General features: G+C 69.7%; 19 protein-coding genes. 7 read left to right on the top strand and 12 right to left on the bottom strand.

Translation table 11 applies throughout. The annotated features are described in order from the left end of the window. Positions 1-5: 5 nt before the first annotated feature. Both PMES_RS08400 and PMES_RS08395 read right to left on the bottom strand, forming a co-directional pair. Entirely contained in the window at positions 6-296 is a 291-nt protein-coding gene (locus tag PMES_RS08400; protein WP_159965265.1) for an HU family DNA-binding protein, read from the bottom strand. 300 nt (positions 297-596) lie between these two features. Next, positions 597-2078 carry an AMP nucleosidase gene (locus tag PMES_RS08395; protein WP_159965264.1) on the bottom strand — a complete coding sequence of 494 codons (1482 nt, stop codon included), beginning with the start codon at positions 2076-2078 and terminating at the stop codon, positions 597-599. 190 nt (positions 2079-2268) lie between these two features. Between PMES_RS08395 and PMES_RS08390 the strand changes: the two genes are divergently transcribed. The 4 genes from PMES_RS08390 (at position 2269) to PMES_RS08375 (ending at position 5474) form a co-directional block, all read left to right on the top strand. Next, positions 2269-3291: a DNA topoisomerase IB gene (locus PMES_RS08390; RefSeq protein WP_159965263.1), complete on the top strand. Its 1023-nt coding sequence runs from the start codon at positions 2269-2271 to the stop codon at positions 3289-3291. A 79-nt stretch (positions 3292-3370) separates the two neighbouring features. Further along, entirely contained in the window at positions 3371-4153 is a 783-nt protein-coding gene (locus PMES_RS08385) for a class II aldolase/adducin family protein (protein WP_159965262.1), read from the top strand. Continuing rightward, positions 4150-4572 carry a DUF1810 domain-containing protein gene (locus tag PMES_RS08380; RefSeq protein ID WP_159965261.1) on the top strand — a complete coding sequence of 141 codons (423 nt, stop codon included), beginning with the start codon at positions 4150-4152 and terminating at the stop codon, positions 4570-4572. The genes PMES_RS08385 and PMES_RS08380 overlap by 4 nt, the downstream gene beginning before the upstream one ends. After that, positions 4569-5474 carry an SDR family oxidoreductase gene (locus PMES_RS08375; protein WP_159965260.1) on the top strand — a complete coding sequence of 302 codons (906 nt, stop codon included), beginning with the start codon at positions 4569-4571 and terminating at the stop codon, positions 5472-5474. The genes PMES_RS08380 and PMES_RS08375 overlap by 4 nt, the downstream gene beginning before the upstream one ends. Here the strand turns inward: PMES_RS08375 and PMES_RS08370 are convergent. The 7 genes from PMES_RS08370 to PMES_RS08340 form a co-directional block, all read right to left on the bottom strand. Further along, a complete protein-coding gene (locus tag PMES_RS08370; RefSeq protein ID WP_159965259.1) occupies positions 5471-6127 on the bottom strand; it encodes an androgen-induced gene 1 family protein in 657 nt (218 codons plus the stop codon). The genes PMES_RS08375 and PMES_RS08370 overlap by 4 nt on opposite strands. Positions 6128-6235: 108 nt before the next feature. Next, entirely contained in the window at positions 6236-8161 is a 1926-nt protein-coding gene (gene dxs, locus PMES_RS08365; protein WP_159965258.1) for a 1-deoxy-D-xylulose-5-phosphate synthase, read from the bottom strand. A 63-nt stretch (positions 8162-8224) separates the two neighbouring features. Then, positions 8225-9094, bottom strand: coding sequence for a polyprenyl synthetase family protein (locus PMES_RS08360; protein ID WP_159965257.1), 870 nt, complete (start codon positions 9092-9094; stop codon positions 8225-8227). Next, positions 9091-9333 carry an exodeoxyribonuclease VII small subunit gene (locus tag PMES_RS08355; protein WP_159965256.1) on the bottom strand — a complete coding sequence of 81 codons (243 nt, stop codon included), beginning with the start codon at positions 9331-9333 and terminating at the stop codon, positions 9091-9093. Before PMES_RS08355 ends, PMES_RS08360 begins: the two co-directional genes overlap by 4 nt. Beyond that, the gene (locus PMES_RS08350; RefSeq protein WP_159965255.1) at positions 9330-10250 is read right to left on the bottom strand and encodes a histone deacetylase family protein; all 921 of its coding nucleotides are present in this window, start codon (positions 10248-10250) and stop codon (positions 9330-9332) included. The genes PMES_RS08355 and PMES_RS08350 overlap by 4 nt, the downstream gene beginning before the upstream one ends. 109 nt (positions 10251-10359) lie before the next feature. Next, positions 10360-11076, bottom strand: a complete 717-nt coding sequence (locus PMES_RS08345; RefSeq protein ID WP_159965254.1) for a response regulator — start codon at positions 11074-11076, stop codon at positions 10360-10362. Then, positions 11073-11579, bottom strand: a complete 507-nt coding sequence (locus PMES_RS08340) for a MarR family winged helix-turn-helix transcriptional regulator (RefSeq protein ID WP_159965253.1) — start codon at positions 11577-11579, stop codon at positions 11073-11075. Before PMES_RS08340 ends, PMES_RS08345 begins: the two co-directional genes overlap by 4 nt. A 168-nt stretch (positions 11580-11747) precedes the next feature. Here PMES_RS08340 and PMES_RS08335 point away from each other — a divergent pair, with 168 nt between their 5' ends. Beyond that, positions 11748-12617, top strand: coding sequence for a branched-chain amino acid aminotransferase (locus tag PMES_RS08335; RefSeq protein WP_159965252.1), 870 nt, complete (start codon positions 11748-11750; stop codon positions 12615-12617). A 4-nt stretch (positions 12618-12621) separates the two neighbouring features. Here the strand turns inward: PMES_RS08335 and PMES_RS08330 are convergent, their stop codons facing one another. Continuing rightward, a complete protein-coding gene (locus PMES_RS08330; RefSeq protein WP_159965251.1) occupies positions 12622-12843 on the bottom strand; it encodes a hypothetical protein in 222 nt (73 codons plus the stop codon). Positions 12844-12869: 26 nt separating this feature from the next. Between PMES_RS08330 and PMES_RS08325 the strand changes: the two genes are divergently transcribed. Both PMES_RS08325 and PMES_RS08320 read left to right on the top strand, forming a co-directional pair. Beyond that, positions 12870-14201, top strand: coding sequence for an AMP-binding protein (locus tag PMES_RS08325; RefSeq protein ID WP_159965250.1), 1332 nt, complete (start codon positions 12870-12872; stop codon positions 14199-14201). Next, positions 14198-15334 carry an acetyl-CoA C-acyltransferase gene (locus PMES_RS08320; RefSeq protein ID WP_159965249.1) on the top strand — a complete coding sequence of 379 codons (1137 nt, stop codon included), beginning with the start codon at positions 14198-14200 and terminating at the stop codon, positions 15332-15334. Before PMES_RS08325 ends, PMES_RS08320 begins: the two co-directional genes overlap by 4 nt. Here PMES_RS08320 and PMES_RS08315 read toward each other — a convergent pair. Both PMES_RS08315 and PMES_RS08310 read right to left on the bottom strand, forming a co-directional pair. Continuing rightward, complete coding sequence (locus PMES_RS08315; protein WP_159965248.1) at positions 15312-15980, bottom strand: nitroreductase; 669 nt, start codon at positions 15978-15980, stop codon at positions 15312-15314. The two genes, PMES_RS08320 and PMES_RS08315, sit on opposite strands and share 23 nt — an antisense overlap. Next, positions 15977-16525, bottom strand: a complete 549-nt coding sequence (locus PMES_RS08310) for a biotin transporter BioY (protein ID WP_159965247.1) — start codon at positions 16523-16525, stop codon at positions 15977-15979. The genes PMES_RS08315 and PMES_RS08310 overlap by 4 nt, the downstream gene beginning before the upstream one ends.

Raw genomic sequence — 16525 nt, 5'->3', positions numbered from 1 at the left:
GCCGGTCAGCCGTTGACGCTGTCCTTGAGTGCCTTGGCGATGGTCATCTTGACCACCTTGTCGGCGTCCTTCTTGATCTGCTCGCCAGTGGCCGGGTTGCGGACCATGCGCTCGGGACGCTCGCGGCAGTAGATCTTGCCGACGCCGGGCAGGGTGACGGCACCGCCGCCGGAAACCTCTTCGGTGATGACGGCGATGATCGCGTCCAGAGCCTCGTTGGCGGTCTTCTTGTCGCTGTCCATCTTTTCGGACAGGGCAGCAACGAGCTGCGTCTTTGTCATCGGTTTGGTCGCCATGGTCTTCTCCTCGCTGCCCCTGAATAGGGAATATCGCCGGGATTTAACGTCATATAGCGTTTTAACACAACGATTAGTGGGCGGCCGAGCACTAAAAACTAGGACTATCGCGGCCCCGCAAGAGGATTCCCGCCGACCAATCACCCCAAAGCGGGCCTCGGTGCGGCGAGAACATGGCGCGAATGTGGCAGCAGGGCCACGGGGGCAGGGCCACGGGGGCATGGCCACGGGGGCAGGGCCACGGGGGCATGGCCACGGAGGCACGGCCACGGGGGCGGGGCGATGGACGCTGCACGGCGATCAGAGGAACGCCGTCTCCTCGAAGCTGCGCAGCTTGCGCGAATGGATCTTCTCGAGCGGCATCTCGCGGATCGCCTCCATCGCCCTGATCCCGATCAGCAGGTGCCGCGCCACTTGGGTCGTGTAGAAATCGGTGGCCATTCCGGGCAGTTTCAGCTCGCCATGCAACGGCTTGTCCGACACGCACAGCAACGTGCCATAGGGCACGCGGAAGCGGAAGCCGTTGGCCGCGATCGTCGCGCTTTCCATGTCGAGCGCGATCGACCGGCTCTGGCTGAGCCGTTGCACCGGGCCCGAATGGTCGCGCAGCTCCCAGTTGCGGTTGTCGATCGTCGCCACCGTGCCGGTGCGCATGATGCGCTTGAGCTCGAACCCCTCGAGCGCGGTGACCTCGGCCACCGCCTGCTCGAGCGCGATCTGGATCTCGGCGAGCGGCGGGATCGGCACCCAGACCGGAAGATCGTCGTCGAGCACGTGATCCTCGCGCAGATAGGCATGAGCGAGGACAAAATCGCCCAGCCGCTGCGAATTGCGCAGGCCCGCGCAATGCCCGACCATCAACCAGGCATGCGGGCGGAGCACCGCGATATGATCGGTCGCGGTCTTGGCGTTGGAGGGGCCGACGCCGATATTGACCAGCGTGATGCCGCCACCGCCCGCGCGCTTGAGGTGATAGCTTGGCATCTGCGGCATCTTGGCAAGCTGCCGCAGCGGCGCGTCGCGCGTCTCGATCACCACGTTGCCGGGTCCCACGAAGGCGGTATAGCCGCTTTGCGGATCGGCGAGGGCGGCGCGGGCGAAGGCCTCGAACTCCTCCACGTAGAACTGGTAGTTGGTGAAGAGGACGTGGTTCTGGAAATGCTCGGCCGCGGTCGCGGTGTAATGCGCGAGCCGCGCGAGCGAGTAGTCGATGCGCTGTGCGGTGAAGGGCGCGAGCGGGTCCGACCCGTCGGCATGGGTGAAGCCGAAGCCGTTGACGATGTCGTCATGGGTGGTCGCGAGATCGGGCACGTCGAAGACATCGCGCAGGGTGAAATCCATCACCCCCTCATGCGGGACCGTGACATTGGCGTCGTTGGCCACGGCGAAATGCACGGGCATCGGGGTCGCCGAGGCCCCCACGATCACCGGGGTCTTCTGGTTCTCGATCAGCAGGCCGATCTGCTGCGTGAGATAGTTGGAAAAGAGGTCGGGCCGGGTGATCGTCGTGGAATAGGTGCCCGGCTCGGCGACATGACCGAAGCTCATGCGGTTGTCGGCGCTGGCATAGCTCGTGGTCGTCAGGCGCACTTCGGGATAATAGGCACGGTAGCGCGCCTGCGGGCGGCCGCCCCGCGCGGCATCCGCGAATTTCTCGGACAGGAACGTCGCGGCACCCTCGTAGAGCTCCTTCAGCCGCTCCACGGCGGCGGCCGCATCGGTGAATGCCTCCGGCTCGGGCACCGGTGGGGTCACGAGGGGCAGGCTGGTCTCTGGGGTCATGACGGCTCCTTCACGCGTTTTGACCGGCATAGGCCAAAGCGGGGCGGCGCGACAAGCTGTCGCTGCGCGCCCGGCCGGCGTATCACCGGCCGCCGTGCCGCAACGTATCCCGCATGGCCGGGGATGCAGATGGCCGCGGGCCGGGCGCGGGCGCCGGGAACCGCGTGCGTGCCTTGCCCGTTTGCCGATCATGCCGACAGCACCGCGCAGCCTCGTCTACTATCCCGATGCCAGACCCGGCATCAGCCGCCGCCGGGCGGGGCGGGGCTTTTCCTACCGCGCGCCGGACGGCACGCGGATCGAGGACAAGCTCGAACGGCGCCGGATCGACGGGCTCGGCGTGCCGCCCGCCTACGAGGACGTGTGGATCTGCCCCCTGCATAACGGGCATCTGCAGGCGACGGGGCGCGATGGCCGGGCGCGCAAGCAATATCGCTACCATGCCGAATGGACCGCCTTCAGGTCGATGGACAAGTTCGGCGATCTCGCCGGCTTCGGGGCCGCCCTGCCCTCGATCCGCCGCCATATCCGCCGCGATCTCAACGGCGAGGCGGGTGAGCGCGACTATGCCGTCGCCGCCATCCTCGCGATGATCGACAGGATGGCGATGCGGATCGGCCATGCCAGCTACAGCGAGGAGAACGGAAGCTACGGCGCGACGACGCTGCGCCGCAAGCATCTCGATCTCGGCGATGACGGGCTCAGCCTCGATTACGTCGGCAAGGGCGGCAAGCGCATCCGCAAGCACCTGCGCGACAAGCGCCTCGCGCGGGTGCTGCACGATCTGGGAGAGCTGCCGGGCGCCGGCCTCGTCAGCTGGACTGATGAGCGGGGCGAGCCGCACGAGGTCACGTCCTGCCAGGTGAACGAGCGGCTCGCCGAGATCACCGGCGAGGCCGGGTTCACCGCCAAGACCTTCCGCACCTGGGCCGGGACCGTCGCCGCGCTCGACCTTGCGCTGAAGGATGCGCGCGGTGATGATGACGGGAACGAGGAAGCCGCTGCGGGGCCGAGCATCGCCGAGATGTCGCGCGCCGCCTCCGCGCGCCTCGGCAACACCCCCGCCATCGCGCGCAAGAGCTACATCCACCCTGATGTCATCGCGCTGAGCACGGCGGCCCGCGCCGAACGCCGCGCGATCATCCGCGCCGCGCCCGCGATCCGGGGCCTGCGCGCCTCCGAGCGGGCGCTTCTGGGGCTGCTCGAGGGCTGAGCGGGCCCGGGGGCCGTTTCCCCGCTGGCACAGTGCGTCCGGCACGGTCTATGATCGTGGCGCATCGGAGGAGGACCAGATGACCGCGAGCGACGAGCGCCATGACATGACCGGCCGGCACCGGCGCGCCGATCTCGCGGCGGCCTTCCGCTGGGCGGCCAGGCTCGACATGCACGAGGGTGTCGCCAATCATTTCTCCCTGATGACGGGGCGGGGGCGGTTCGTGATCAATCCGGCCAACCGCCATTTCTCGCGCATCAGGGCAAGCGACCTGCTGGAGCTTGACCTCGCCGCACCGCCCGCCTCCGACCAGTCTTCGGCCAGCCAACCTTCCGCCGGCCAGCCTTCCGATCTGCCCGATCCGACCGCATGGGGCCTTCATGCGGGGTTGCACCGCGCCTGCCCGCACGCGGTCTGCGCGATGCATGTCCATTCGCCCTATGCCACCGTGCTCGCCTGCCTGGCCGATCCCGTCCTGCCGCCCATCGACCAGAACAGCGCCGCCTTCTTCCGCCGGGTGGCCGTCGACACGCATTATGGCGGCCTGGCCCTCGAGCAGGAGGGCGCGCGCTGCGCGCGGCTTCTGGACGATCCGGCCATCAAGGTCCTCCTTCTGGGCAATCACGGGGTGCTCGTGATCGGCGCCGATCCGGCGGAGACATTCGACAGGCTCTATCACTTCGAACGCGCCGCGCGGACCTATATCCTGGCGCTTCAGACCGGGCGCCCCCTCGCCATCCTGAGCGACGAGGTCGCCGAGAGGACGGCCCGGCAGATCGAGGCATATCCCGAACAGGGCGCCGGCCATCTTGCCGAGCTTCGCGCCATGCTCGACGCAGAAGGGTCGGATTACGCCACATGAATCTCGAGCGTTTCACACGGGCCCAATCGGGCGTCTATGCCAATGCCGTCGCCGAGCTGCGCGAGGGACAGAAGCGCGGCCATTGGATGTGGTTCATCTTTCCGCAGCTTCTCGGCCTCGGCAAATCGACAACCGCGCGCCATTTCGGGCTGGCCGGCCTGGCCGAGGCGGAAGCCTATCTCGCCCATCCCGTTCTCGGCCCGCGTCTCATGGATTGCGCCAGGACGATGATGCGTCATTCCGAGCGCGATGCGCAGGACATCCTCGGGCCGGTCGACGCGCTCAAGCTGCGCAGCTGCGCGACGCTCTTCGCGGCCGTTCCCGGCGCCGATCCGGTCTTCGCCGCCCTGCTCGACACGTTCTTCGCGGAGCCCTGCCCGGGCACGCGGCTGGCGCTTTTCCCGCGGAGCGGATCATGAGCGGCACGCTCCTGTCCATCGGCCACGGCTACAGCGCGCGGGCGCTCGCGGCGCGCCTGCGCGCCGAAGGCTGGCGCATCATCGGCACCACCCGCGATCCGGGCAAGGCCGGCACCCTCGCCGGCGAGGGGATCGAGCCTCTGATCTGGTCCGCGCCGAGCGGCGGGGATCCCGGCACGGGCGCGGCGGAACTCGGCGCGGCCCTTGGCGAGGCGGACCATGTCCTCGTCTCCGCCGGACCCGACGAGGAGGGCGATCCGGTGCTGCGCAGCGTCGCGGGCCCCCTTGCCCGGCGCGCGGCGCAACTGGGCTGGCTCGGCTATCTGTCGACCACGGGCGTCTACGGCGATCACGGCGGCGGCTGGGTGGACGAGGACACGCCGCCCGGCCCGGCCACCCGGCGCGGCGCGCTCAGGGTCGCGGCGGAGCGGCAATGGCGCGACATGCAGGACCGGCACGGATTGCCGCTGCATGTCTTTCGCCTGGCGGGCATCTACGGACCGGGCCGCGGCCCCTTCGCCAAGCTGCGTTCCGGCAGCGCGCGCCGGATCATCAAGCCCGGACAGGTCTTCAGCCGCATCCATGTCGATGACATCGCCCAGGCGCTCGCCGCCTCCATGGCCGCCCCGGCTCCGGGCGCCATCTACAACCTGTGCGACGACGATCCGGCGCCGCCGCAGGACGTGATCGCCCATGCGGCCGAATTGCTCGGTCTGCCCCTGCCGCCCGAGGTCCCCTTCGAGACGGCCGAGCTGTCGCCGATGGCGCGCAGCTTCTATGCCGAGAGCAAGCGCGTCTCCAACGCCCGGATCAAGCGCGATCTGGGCCTGCGCCTGCTCTTTCCCGACTATCGCAGCGGGCTTGCCGACCTGCTGGAGCGCGAGCGGCCGGCGGAGGGCTAGACCGGCGCCGCCCTGCCGCGCAGCATCCGGCCCCGCGCCCAGGTCACGATGGTGCCGAGCGCGATGAAGACGAGCCCGGTCACCGTCGTCGTCGCGTAGAACTCGAACCGCCCGCCAAGGGCCAGGTCGTTGAGGAAAGGATAGGGCAGCCCGCTTGTCACCAGGCCCGCGGGCTCGGCGTTGCGCGGCCCCACGAGAAGCTCGATCCAGCCGACATAAAGGACGATCCCCGCCAGCGTCGCGGCGACGGTCGCCAAGGGCCGCCGGAACGCGCCGAAAAGCAGCAATGCGTCGATGATCTGGAGCACCGGCCCCGCGCCGTGAAGGTAGTATTCGCGCCAGGCGACGATCTCTCCCGAGCCGTTCACCAGGGCGGGATCGGTGAAATAGAGCCGCCAGTAGAGCAGGAGCACCAGCGCGTTGAAGATCGCCGTCGTCGCGGCCAGCACGTAAGGCGGCGACCCGCCGCGCATGTGGCGCAGCATCATCGCCGCGGAGACCACGCTCAGGCTCAGCGCCCATATGGTGAGGTAGCGGAACTGCCAGCCGAACGTCTCGGGTTCGATACGCCTGAACAGCTCCAGCCAATAGAACGCGGCCAGGATCAGGACGCCCCAGCGAAATATGCGCAGCCCGTCGGTTTTCTCGTGCATGTCGGCACCTCCCCGCATCAGAGGGTGCCGGCCAGGCATGCCCCTGTCCAACCGGACCCCGCGTCAGCTCCTTTCGAGTGACGCAGGGTTGCGCCGGCCGCGCGGCGATCAGGCGCGGCGGTCGAGCCGGTCGATGCCAAGGACGTCCAGCACCTTCGCCTCGATATCCTCGGCGTTGAGGGCTGCAACCGCGTACATGTCGCGCGGGCTGGCCTGGTCGATGAACGTGTCGGGCAGCACCATCGAGCGGAACTTGAGCCCGTGATCGAAGATACCCTCCTCGGCCAGAAGCTGCGCCACATGGCTGGCGAAACCGCCGATCGCGCCCTCCTCGATGGTGATCAGCGCCTCGTGGTCGCGGGCCAGCTTCAAGATCATGTCCCGGTCGAGCGGCTTTGCGAAACGCGCATCGGCAATCGTGGGGGTGATGCCGCGGGAGCGCAGCGATTCGGCGGCCTTCTCGACCTCGGCAAGGCGGGTGCCGAAGGACAGGATCGCAACGCCCTTGCCCTCGGCGATCATCCGGCCCTTGCCGATCTCGAGAACCTCGCCGCGCTCCGGCAGGGTGACGCCGGTCCCCTCGCCGCGCGGGAAGCGGAACGCGATCGGCCCGTCGTCATGGGCGGCGGCGGTGGCGACCATGTGCTTGAGTTCCGCCTCGTCGGCGGCGGCCATCACCACCATGCCCGGCAGGTTCGCCATGAAGGCCGTGTCGAAGGCGCCGGCATGGGTGGCGCCGTCGGCTCCCACGAGCCCGGCGCGGTCGATGGCAAAGCGCACGGGAAGCCGCTGGATCGCGACATCATGCACGACCTGGTCATAACCGCGCTGCAGGAAGGTCGAGTAGAGCGCGCAGAAGGGCTTGAGCCCTCCCGCCGCCATGCCGGCGCTGAACGTCACGCCATGCTGCTCGGCGATGCCCACGTCGAAGCAGCGCGAGGGATACCGCTCGGCGAAAAGGTCGAGCCCGGTCCCGTCCGGCATCGCCGCGGTCACCGCGGTGATCCGCGCATCGCGCGCGGCCTCCTCGATCAGCGTCTCGGCAAAGACGCGGGTATAGCTCGGCGCATTGGACTTCGCCTTGGACTGCTCGCCGGTCAGCACGTTGAAGCGGGCGGTGGCATGCCCCCTGTCGCGGGCCGCCTCGGCGGGTGCGTATCCCTTGCCCTTGCGGGTGATCGCATGGATCAGGATCGGCCCGGTGGCGCGGTCCTTGACGGTGCGCAGCACCGGCAGGAGCTGGTCCATGTCATGCCCGTCGATCGGGCCGAGATAGGAAAAGCCGAGCTCCTCGAAGAGCGTGCCGCCGACGGCCATGTGCTTGAGCATGTCCTTGGCCCGGCGCGCGCCCTCCTGGAAGGGCGGCGGCAGGAAGCTGACGGCGCCCTTGGCGATCGCCTTGAATTCCTGGAACGGAGCGCCGGCGTAAAGCCGCGACAGGTAGGAGGACATCGCGCCCACCGGCGGGGCGATGCTCATCTCGTTGTCGTTGAGGATCACGATCAGACGCTTGCCCAGATGGCCCGCATTGTTCATCGCCTCATAGGCCATGCCGGCGCTCATCGCCCCGTCGCCGATCACCGCGATCGCATCGCCCAGGGCGGGATCGGGCGCGCCGCCGAGATCGCGCGCCACGGCAAAGCCCAGCGCCGCGCTGATCGAGGTCGAGCTATGGGCCGCACCGAAGGGATCGAAGGGCGATTCGGAGCGCTTGGTGAAGCCCGAAAGGCCGTCCTTCTGGCGCAGCGTGCGAATGCGGTCGCGCCGGCCAGTCAGGATCTTGTGCGGATAGCACTGGTGGCTCACATCCCAGATCAGCCGGTCGCGCGGGGTGTCGAAGACCGAGTGGATCGCGACCGTGAGCTCGACCACGCCGAGACCCGCACCAAGATGCCCGCCCGTCTCGCTGACGGCTGAGATCGTCTCCGCGCGCAATTCGCCGCAGAGCGCCTTGAGTTCCGGATCGCTCAACCCCTTGAGGTCGGACGGGCTCGCCACGCGGTCGAGCAATGGGGTGGCCGGCTTGTCAGTCATCTCTCGCCCTTTCGCACAACGCGCTTCACATACAAGGCCAATCGGCCCAGCGCAAACGGCGTCTCAGCGGTCGCGTCCCACGACATAGCGCGCCAGTTCCCTGAGCGGATCGGCAGCCGCGCCGTAGGAGGCGAGCGCGTCGCAGGCCGCCTCGTGCAACCCCTCCGCCCGGCGGCGCGCGCCCCCGAGCCCCAGCAGCGAGACGAAAGTCGCCTTGCCGGCGGCCCCGTCCTTGCCGACCCGCTTGCCGACCGCCGCCTCATCCCCGGTCACGTCGAGGATGTCGTCGGTGATCTGGAAGGCGAGACCGAGCGCCGCGGCATAGGCGTCGAGCGGCGCGGGATCGGCGCCGCCCAGGATCGCCCCGGCGCGCCCCGCCCAGCGGATGAGCGCCCCGGTCTTGCCATCCTGCAGGGCGGTGATCTGCTCCAGATCGAGCGGCATGGCGCTCGTCTCCGCCGCGATGTCGCGCGCCTGGCCCAGCACCATGCCGCCGCCGCCCGCCGCCCGTGCCAACTCCAGCGCCAGTTGCGCGCGGACCGCCGGGCCCGGATGGCAGCGCGGATCGCAGAGCAGCTCGAAGGCAAGGCTCTGCAACGCGTCGCCCACCAGGATCGCCGTCGCCTCGTCCCATTCGACATGGACGGTGGGACGGCCCCGGCGCAGGTCGTCGTCATCCATCGCGGGCAGGTCGTCATGCACCAGGCTATAGGCATGGAGCGCCTCGATCGCCGCCGCCGCCTCGAGCGATCGCGGCAGGTCGAGCCCATGCAGCGCGGCCCCCTGGACGGTCAGGAAACCGCGCAGCCGCTTGCCGCCCTGCAACGCGTAGCGCATGGCGGCATGGAGAGGCTCGCCGCCGCTCGGGATGGCCTCGTGTAGGCGCGCCTCGATCGCCGCGGCGCTTGCCGCGCGCGCCGTCTCGAAACTCATGCCGGGTCGAGCGGCTGGACACCCTTGGGCTGGCCCTGCTCGTCGAGCGTGATCGCCGCCACCTTCTCCTCGGCGCGGCGCAGCTCGTCCGCGCAGCGTTTGCGCAGTTCGGCGCCGCGCTCGTAGAGGCGGATCGAATCGTCGAGGCTCGCATCGCCCGATTCAAGCGTGCCCACGACACGCTCGAGCTCGGCCATCGCATCCTCGAAACTCATCTCGCTCACGGGGGTGTCGGTCATGTGCTCGGCTCCTGCAAAATGGCGACATGCGCCGCTACGCAGCGCTCCAGGGCGGCAAGATCATAGCCGCCCTCCAAAGTCGAGACCAGCCGGCCGTTGCAGGTCTCGTCGGCAAGCGCGCAGAGCTTCCGGGCGATCCATGCGAAATCCTCGTCCTGCCAGTTCAACTGCGCCAGCGGATCGTCGGCATGGGCATCGAAGCCCGCCGAGACGAGAATCAGGTCCGGATCGAACCTGCGCAGCGCCGGGAAGACCTCCGCCTCGTAGAGCTGCCGCATCCGCGCGCCGCCGCTCCCCGCCTCGAGCGGCAGGTTCACGATCTGCCCATGCGCACCGGTCTCCGAGCGCGCTCCGCTGCCCGGGTAGAGTGGCATCTGGTGCGAGGAGATGAAAAGAACCCGCTCTTCGTCCCAAAGGAGATCCTGCGTGCCGTTGCCATGGTGCACGTCGAAATCGACGATGGCCACGCGCTCCAAGCCGTGGTGATCGAGTGCGCGCCTTGCCGCGATCGCCACGTTGCCAAAAAGGCAGAACCCCATCGCCTGCTCGCGCTCGGCGTGATGTCCGGGCGGGCGGCAACCGCTGAAGCCGCGACGCGCCTCGCCCGACAGGACCGCGTCGACCGCCGCCGCGCAACCGCCGACCCCGCGCAGCGCCGCCTCCAGCGTGCCGGGCGACATATGCGTATCGGCATCGAGCACCACCGTGCCTTCGCGCGGCGCGGCCTCGCGCAGCCTCTGCAGGTAACGGGCGGGATGACAGCGCAGCACCTCGGCGTCATCGGCGCGGGGGGCCCGGCGCCTTGGCATATCCCCCAGCGCGGCCTCGACCGCATCGAGCCGGGCCACCTGTTCGGGATGGCCATGCGGGGTCACGTGGGCGCGCCCGCCCTCGTCGGTGAACACAGCGAGCGTCATTGCCCCTCTCCTTCATCTTCGTTCAAAATACCTTCGCCGAAGGCACGGCCGCCGCCGGCGCCCCCGGTTGCATGTCTTCCCCGCCCCGTGCGGCCCTTTTCCGGCACGATCAGTCGGGCGCCAGCATGTACCCCGCCCCCCGGACGGTCTGGAGATAGCGCGGCTGGCGCGGATCGGCCTCGATCTTGCGGCGCAGCCTGGTGATCTGCACGTCGACCGCCCGGTCCTGGGCGCCGCCGCCCTCGGGGCCGCCGCCGCGTCCCAGGTCCTCGACCAGTTGCGAGCGGCTCACGACCTCCCCGGGCACCCCCGCGAAGATCCGCATCAACTGCGCCTCCGTCGATGTCAGGCGCACCAACTCCGTGCCGTTCCACAGCTCACCGCGCTCGGCATCGTAGCGCACCGCGCCCAGATGCAGGACCTTGGGCAGGTTGTCGGCCGGCGCCTCCTGCGGAATGCGCCTCAGGATCGCATTGACCCTGAGCAGAAGCTCCTTGGGCTCGAACGGCTTGGGAAGGTAGTCGTCCGCCCCGGCCTCCAACCCGGTGATCCGGTCGCCCGCCGCGCTCTTGGCCGTCAGCAGTAGGATCGGAACCTGGCTTTGATCGCGCAGCGCCCGGGTGAGGGAGATCCCGTCCTCCCCGGGCATCATCACGTCCACCACGAGCAGATCGAATTCCAGCCCGGCCAGAAGCCGGCGCGCATGGGACGCATCGCGTGCCGCGGTCACGAGGAAGCCGTGACGCTTGAGGAACCTGCTGAGCAACGTCCTGATGCGTTCGTCGTCATCGACGATCAACAGGTGCTGGTCGCTCGCCTGGCTCATCGCACCCGCTCGCAACTGCCCTCGAACTGGCGCTGCATCTCGGGGTCCATCATCGCCTCGAGAACCTGGCGGAAGCCGGCGACGGCCTCGGGCCCCGCCCGGCGATAGGCCGCGCGCATCCGGCTGCGCTGCGCGTCGCTGAGCGCCTGTTCGAGCGCGCTTCCCCGCTCGGTCAGGAAGAGGTGACGCTCGCGCTTGTCGCGATGCCCCACCCGGCTCTCTACAAGGCCGTCCTCGATCAGGGTCCTGAGCACCCTGTTGAGCGATTGCTTGGTCACGCCGAGGATCCCGAGCAGGTTGTTCACCGTGGTTCCCGGCCAGCGGTTGATGAAATGCACCGCGCGGTGATGGGCCCGCCCATAGCCGTGGCGCGACAGGATGCGGTCCGGATCGGCGGTGAAGCCGCGATAGGCATAGAACATCGCCTCGATGCCCTTGCGCAGCTGCACATCGGTCAGGAACAGAAGATTTTCGCCGCCAGGGCCGCTCACGCGTTCGGACATTGCCCCCTCCTTCAGCACCGTGCCACTTTCGCAGGCAGCAGTCTAGGTCAGCCTTATTGACATTCCAACCCTTCACTGTTAGCGATTGCCCATATTCGGCGCAACATTATGTCCGTTTCGGGCCTTGTTTTGAAACTTGCGGGAAATCCGACTTCAGGGAGACGACTCATGTCTGGTGGTTACGATGACAAGGATGGCAAGATCTGGATGGACGGAGAGCTGGTCGACTGGCGCGGCGCCAACGTCCACCTGCTGACCCATGCGCTCCACTACGCCTCGTCGGTCTTCGAGGGCGAGCGCTGCTACGACGGCAGGATCTTCGAATCGCGCAAGCATTCCGAACGCCTGCATCGCTCCGCCGAGCTGATCGATTTCGAGATCCCCTGGAGCGTCGATCAGATCGAGGAGGCAAAGGCCAAGGTGCTTGCCGCAAACGGGCTCGAGAATGCCTATGTGCGCGCTCTTGCCTGGCGCGGGGCGGGCCCCGACATGGGCGTCGCCAGCGCGCGCAACCCCGTCCGCCTCGCGATCGCCGCCTGGGAATGGGGCGCCTATTACGGGGATGCCAAGATGAAGGGCGCCAAGCTTGACATCTCGAAATGGAAGCGCCCCTCGCCCGAGACCGCGCCGAGCCAGGCGAAGGCCGCCGGCCTTTACATGATCTGCACCATGTCCAAGCACGCGGCCGAGGCGAAGGGCTGCTCGGATGCGATGATGCTCGATTACCGCGGCTACGTGGCGGAGGCCACGGGCGCCAACATGTTCTTCGTCAAGGACGGCGAGGTGCACACCCCCGATCCCGACTGTTTCCTGAACGGGATCACCCGGCAGACGGTCATCGGGATGCTCAGGGAGCGCCAGGTCAAGGTGCATGAGCGGCATATCATGCCCGAGGAACTCGAGAGCTTCGAACAGTGCTGGCTCACCGGCACCGCCGCCGAGGTCACCCCCGTCGGCAGCATCGGCGATTTCAGGTTCGAGGTCGGCGCGCTGGCGCAGGGCATCGCGGCCGATTACGAGAAGCTCGTCCGGGCGTGACGCCTCAGCCCGGCGGCTCCCTGCGCGACGCCGCGGGCGTCACGGCGCGCGCATGCGCGGCGAAGGCCCGCAGCCTGCCGCCCTGCCCGGCGCGCGGCAGGCGGCTAAGGAACCTGATCGCCGCATGCGGCCCGTGATGGCGCTCCCGGCGCTCCAGGCCGAGGTAATGGCCCAGCCTGGCGCCGGCGCCGTGACGGCTTTGCGGATCGAGTGGATGTCTGGTCATGGGATCACCTCTCCAATGTCTCCCCCGTGGACGAGCATAGCACGAATCGCGCCGCCGATCCTCCCGCGCCATCCGGGGCCGCCGTGAAGGCGCGGCATTTCCGGCGCCATCCCGCCGCCCTCCTGCACATGCCGGGCGCCGATACCGCGCCCATAGAGCAGCTCCTGCGCGCGGCCCCCGATGGCGATGTCGGCCTGCGCGAGGATGGGGGGCGGCTTTCGCTGATCCACCGTCCGGGCCCCGAACCGCGCCTGCTGGCCGCCACCTCCGGCTCCACGGGGCCCGCCAAGTGGTTCCATCGCGGCCAGGAAAGCTGGATCGCCAGTTTCCATGTCAATGCGGACCATTTCGGCATCGGGCCGGCGCGCCGGGTGGCCACGCTGGGCGGGCCCGGCGCGACGCTGCCGCTCTACGGTGCCCTCGAGGCGCTGCATCTCGGCGCCCGCCTGTGGATGCTGCATGCGCTGCGTCCGGACCGCCAGATGCGAACGCTTGCCTCCGAGCGGGTCGATCTGCTCTGGGCGACCCCGGTGCAACTGCGGCAGCTTTCCCATGCCGCCGCGCGCCGCGCCCTGCCCCCGGCGCCCTGTCTGCGCGATCTGCTGATCGGCGGCGCGGCGCTCGACGATGCGACGCGCACAATGGCACGCACCCTTTTCCCGAACGCGGCGCTGCATCAGTTCTACGGCGCCTCCGAGACAAGCTTCATCGCCCTGTCGGGCCCCGATACCCCGCCGGGCGCCGTCGGCGCGGCCTATGCGGGGGTCGAGATCGTGATCCGCTCGCCGGAGGGCGAGACGCTGGGCCCGGGGCGGGAGGGGGTGATCTGGGTTCGCAGCCCCTATCTTTTCGGCGGTTACGAGGGGGGCGATGCGGCGGGAAACCCCGACCTGCGGCGCGAGGACGGATACCTGAGCATCGGCGAGCGCGGCATCCTCGATCCGGCGACCCCAGGGGCCGCGCCGGTGCTCAGGCTGACCGGCCGGAGCGGGCGGGTGGTGCAGGTCAATGACCGTGTTTTGCGTCTCGACATGGCCGAATCGGATCTGCGCCGCATTCCCGGCGTCGAGGAGGCCGCCATCGTGCCGCTGGCCGATGCGCGGCGCGGCACCGTGATCGAGGCCCATCTCCTGCTCGCGCCGGAGGCCGGGTATCGCCCCTGGGGCGCGCTGCGCGCCTGCCGCGCGGCACTCGGACCCCGCTGCGGGCTGCGCCGTGCCGTGTTGCATCGCGACTGGCCGCGCCTGGCATCCGGCAAGACGGATTACGCCGCCCTCGCGGCGGATTCCGGCGGAGATACGGATGCCGGCGGGCATGCGGATGGAGCGCGAAAGATGCCCGGCGAGGCCCGCGGATGAGCCGCGCCTACATCATCGCGGCAAGACGCAGCCCCGTCGCCCCGCGCGGCGGCGCCCTGTCGGGCATCGCGCTGCACGACCTGGGAGCTGCCGCGGCGCGGGCCTGTCTCGCGCAGGTGGGCGCCGCGGCCGGCATGGTCGACGATCTGCTCGCAGGCAACGCGCTTGGCGCGGGCGGCAATCCGGCGCGCGCCATCGCGCTCGCCGCCGGCCTGCCGCTCGGCGCGGGCGCGATGAGCATCGACCGGCAATGCTGCGGCGGGCTCGATGCGATCGGGATCGCGGCGATGATGATCGAGACGGGACAGGCCGATCTCGTCCTTGCCGGCGGGGCCGAGAGCTACTCCCGCCGCCCCCTGCGCGCCGAGCAGGATCCCGATGGCGGCCCGCCCCGCTTCTACGACCAGGCCCGCTTCACACCCTGGCCCGATCGCGATCCGGCCATGGCCGATGCCGCCGCGGCGCTGGCCGAGACATGCGGTATTTCCCGCGGCCAGCAGGAGCAATGGGCAAGGCGCAGCCATGAGGCGGCGCTGGGCGCGGCGGCGCGCCTGGTCCGGGAGATCGCTCCCGTGCCGCCCACTGCCCTGCGGCATGACCCTTTCGCCCGCCACCTGGGGGAGCGCCTCCTGTCCCGCGCGCCGGTCCTGTCGGGCAACATCACCGCCGCCACCGCTGCCGTCGCGGCGGACGGGGCGGCCTTCTGTCTCGTGGCAAGCGCGCGGGCGGCCGAGCGGCTCGCGCATGCGCCGGGCGCGATGCGCATCGCGGTAGGGCCTTGGGCCGCGCTGGGCGGCAATCCGGAGCTGCCGGGGTTGGCCCCCGTGGCCGCGATCGAACGCGTGCTCGGGCGGGCGCGGATCGCGGCGGCCGATCTCGCGGTTGCCGAGATCATGGAGGCCTACGCGGCGCAGGCCATCGCCTGCGCGCAAGGAGCGGGGCTGCCGGCCGGCATCGTCAATCGCGGCGGCGGGGCATTGGCGCGGGGGCATCCCGTGGGCGCGTCGGGCGCCATCCTGGCCGTGCGCCTGTGTGCCGAACTCGCGGCATCTCCCGCCGGGGCGTCGGGGCTCGCGGCGATCGCGGCGGCGGGAGGGCTGGGATCGGCACTTATCCTGACGCGGGATCGGTAAAGCCGCGCAGCACGGCGTAATCGTCGAGCGGCGCGCGCTCGGTCCGCACGCCGTTGACCGGATGCGCCATGTCGCCATGGCCAAGGGCGATGCCGCAGACCACGATCTCCTCCGCGCCGAGGCCGATCTCGCTGGCCACCAGGTCGCCGTAATGGGCCAGCGCACCGATGCCGCAACTGTGCAGCCCGGCCCGGTGTGCAGCATCAAGCAGCGCATGGATCGCCATGCCCAGATCCATGAAGCCGCCCTTCCCGTGACGCCGGTCGATGCTGACGACGATGCCCACGGGGGCGCCGAAGAAGTCGTAGTTCCGGTCGAACTGCGCCCGCCGCCCGGCCAGATCGCGCCGTGCGATGCCCAGCGCGGCATAGAGCGCGTAACCGGCCGCGCGCTGGCGCGCCTTCAGCTCCGGCGGCATCGGCTCGGGGAAGTAGGAATATTGCGACACCTGCGGGCGCCCATCCGCGATCGCCCGGCGCAGCGCCGCGGACAGATCCGCGAGCGCAGCGCCCGCAAGGGCATGGAAGCGCCCCGGTTGCAGGTTCCCCCCGCTCGGCGCGCGCCGCGCCTCCTCCAGCAGACCGGCCACCGTGGCGCGCGGCACGGGCGTGGGCAGGAAGGCCCTGACCGAGCGGCGGGGGGTCACGAACGCGACAGGACGGCGCCCGGTCGCGCACGGGCGAGCGCCGCCGTGACCAGTCCGGCCAGCACCGCCTTCACCAGATCACCGGGGATGAAGGGAAGCGCGAGCAGGGACGCCTGCGGGAGCGTCTTGTCGAGCATCGCCGCCATGCCGATGATCCCCGGAACGTAGAGCACCACGATGCCGCCGATCACGGAGGCGATCCCGGCCGTCAGCGCCAGGGGCTTGCCCGCGCCGAAACGCTCGGTGATCCAGCCCGTCGCATAAGCCGCGATCGGCCAGCCGATCAGGTAGCCGACGCTGGGGGTGAAAAAGACACCGATCCCGCCGCGTCCGCCCGCCAGCAGCGGCAGGCCCAGCGCCACGAGGCCGAGAAAGAGCAGGACGGCGAGCGCGCCGCGGCGTGCGCCCAGAACGGTGCCGCAGAGCATGATCCCGAGGGATTGGGCGGTGATCGGCACGCCGGACATCAACGTGATCTTGGGGATCAGGCCGAGCACGGCGATCAGGGCCGCGAAGAGGGCGACATAGGCGAGGTTGCGTTCCAT

The sequence above is a fragment of the Profundibacterium mesophilum KAUST100406-0324 genome (assembly GCF_009835145.1).
Taxonomy (GTDB): Bacteria; Pseudomonadota; Alphaproteobacteria; order Rhodobacterales; family Rhodobacteraceae; genus Profundibacterium; species Profundibacterium mesophilum.
Note: the sequence above shows the minus strand (reverse complement) of the source record. Positions and strands in the feature narration are given on the sequence as shown.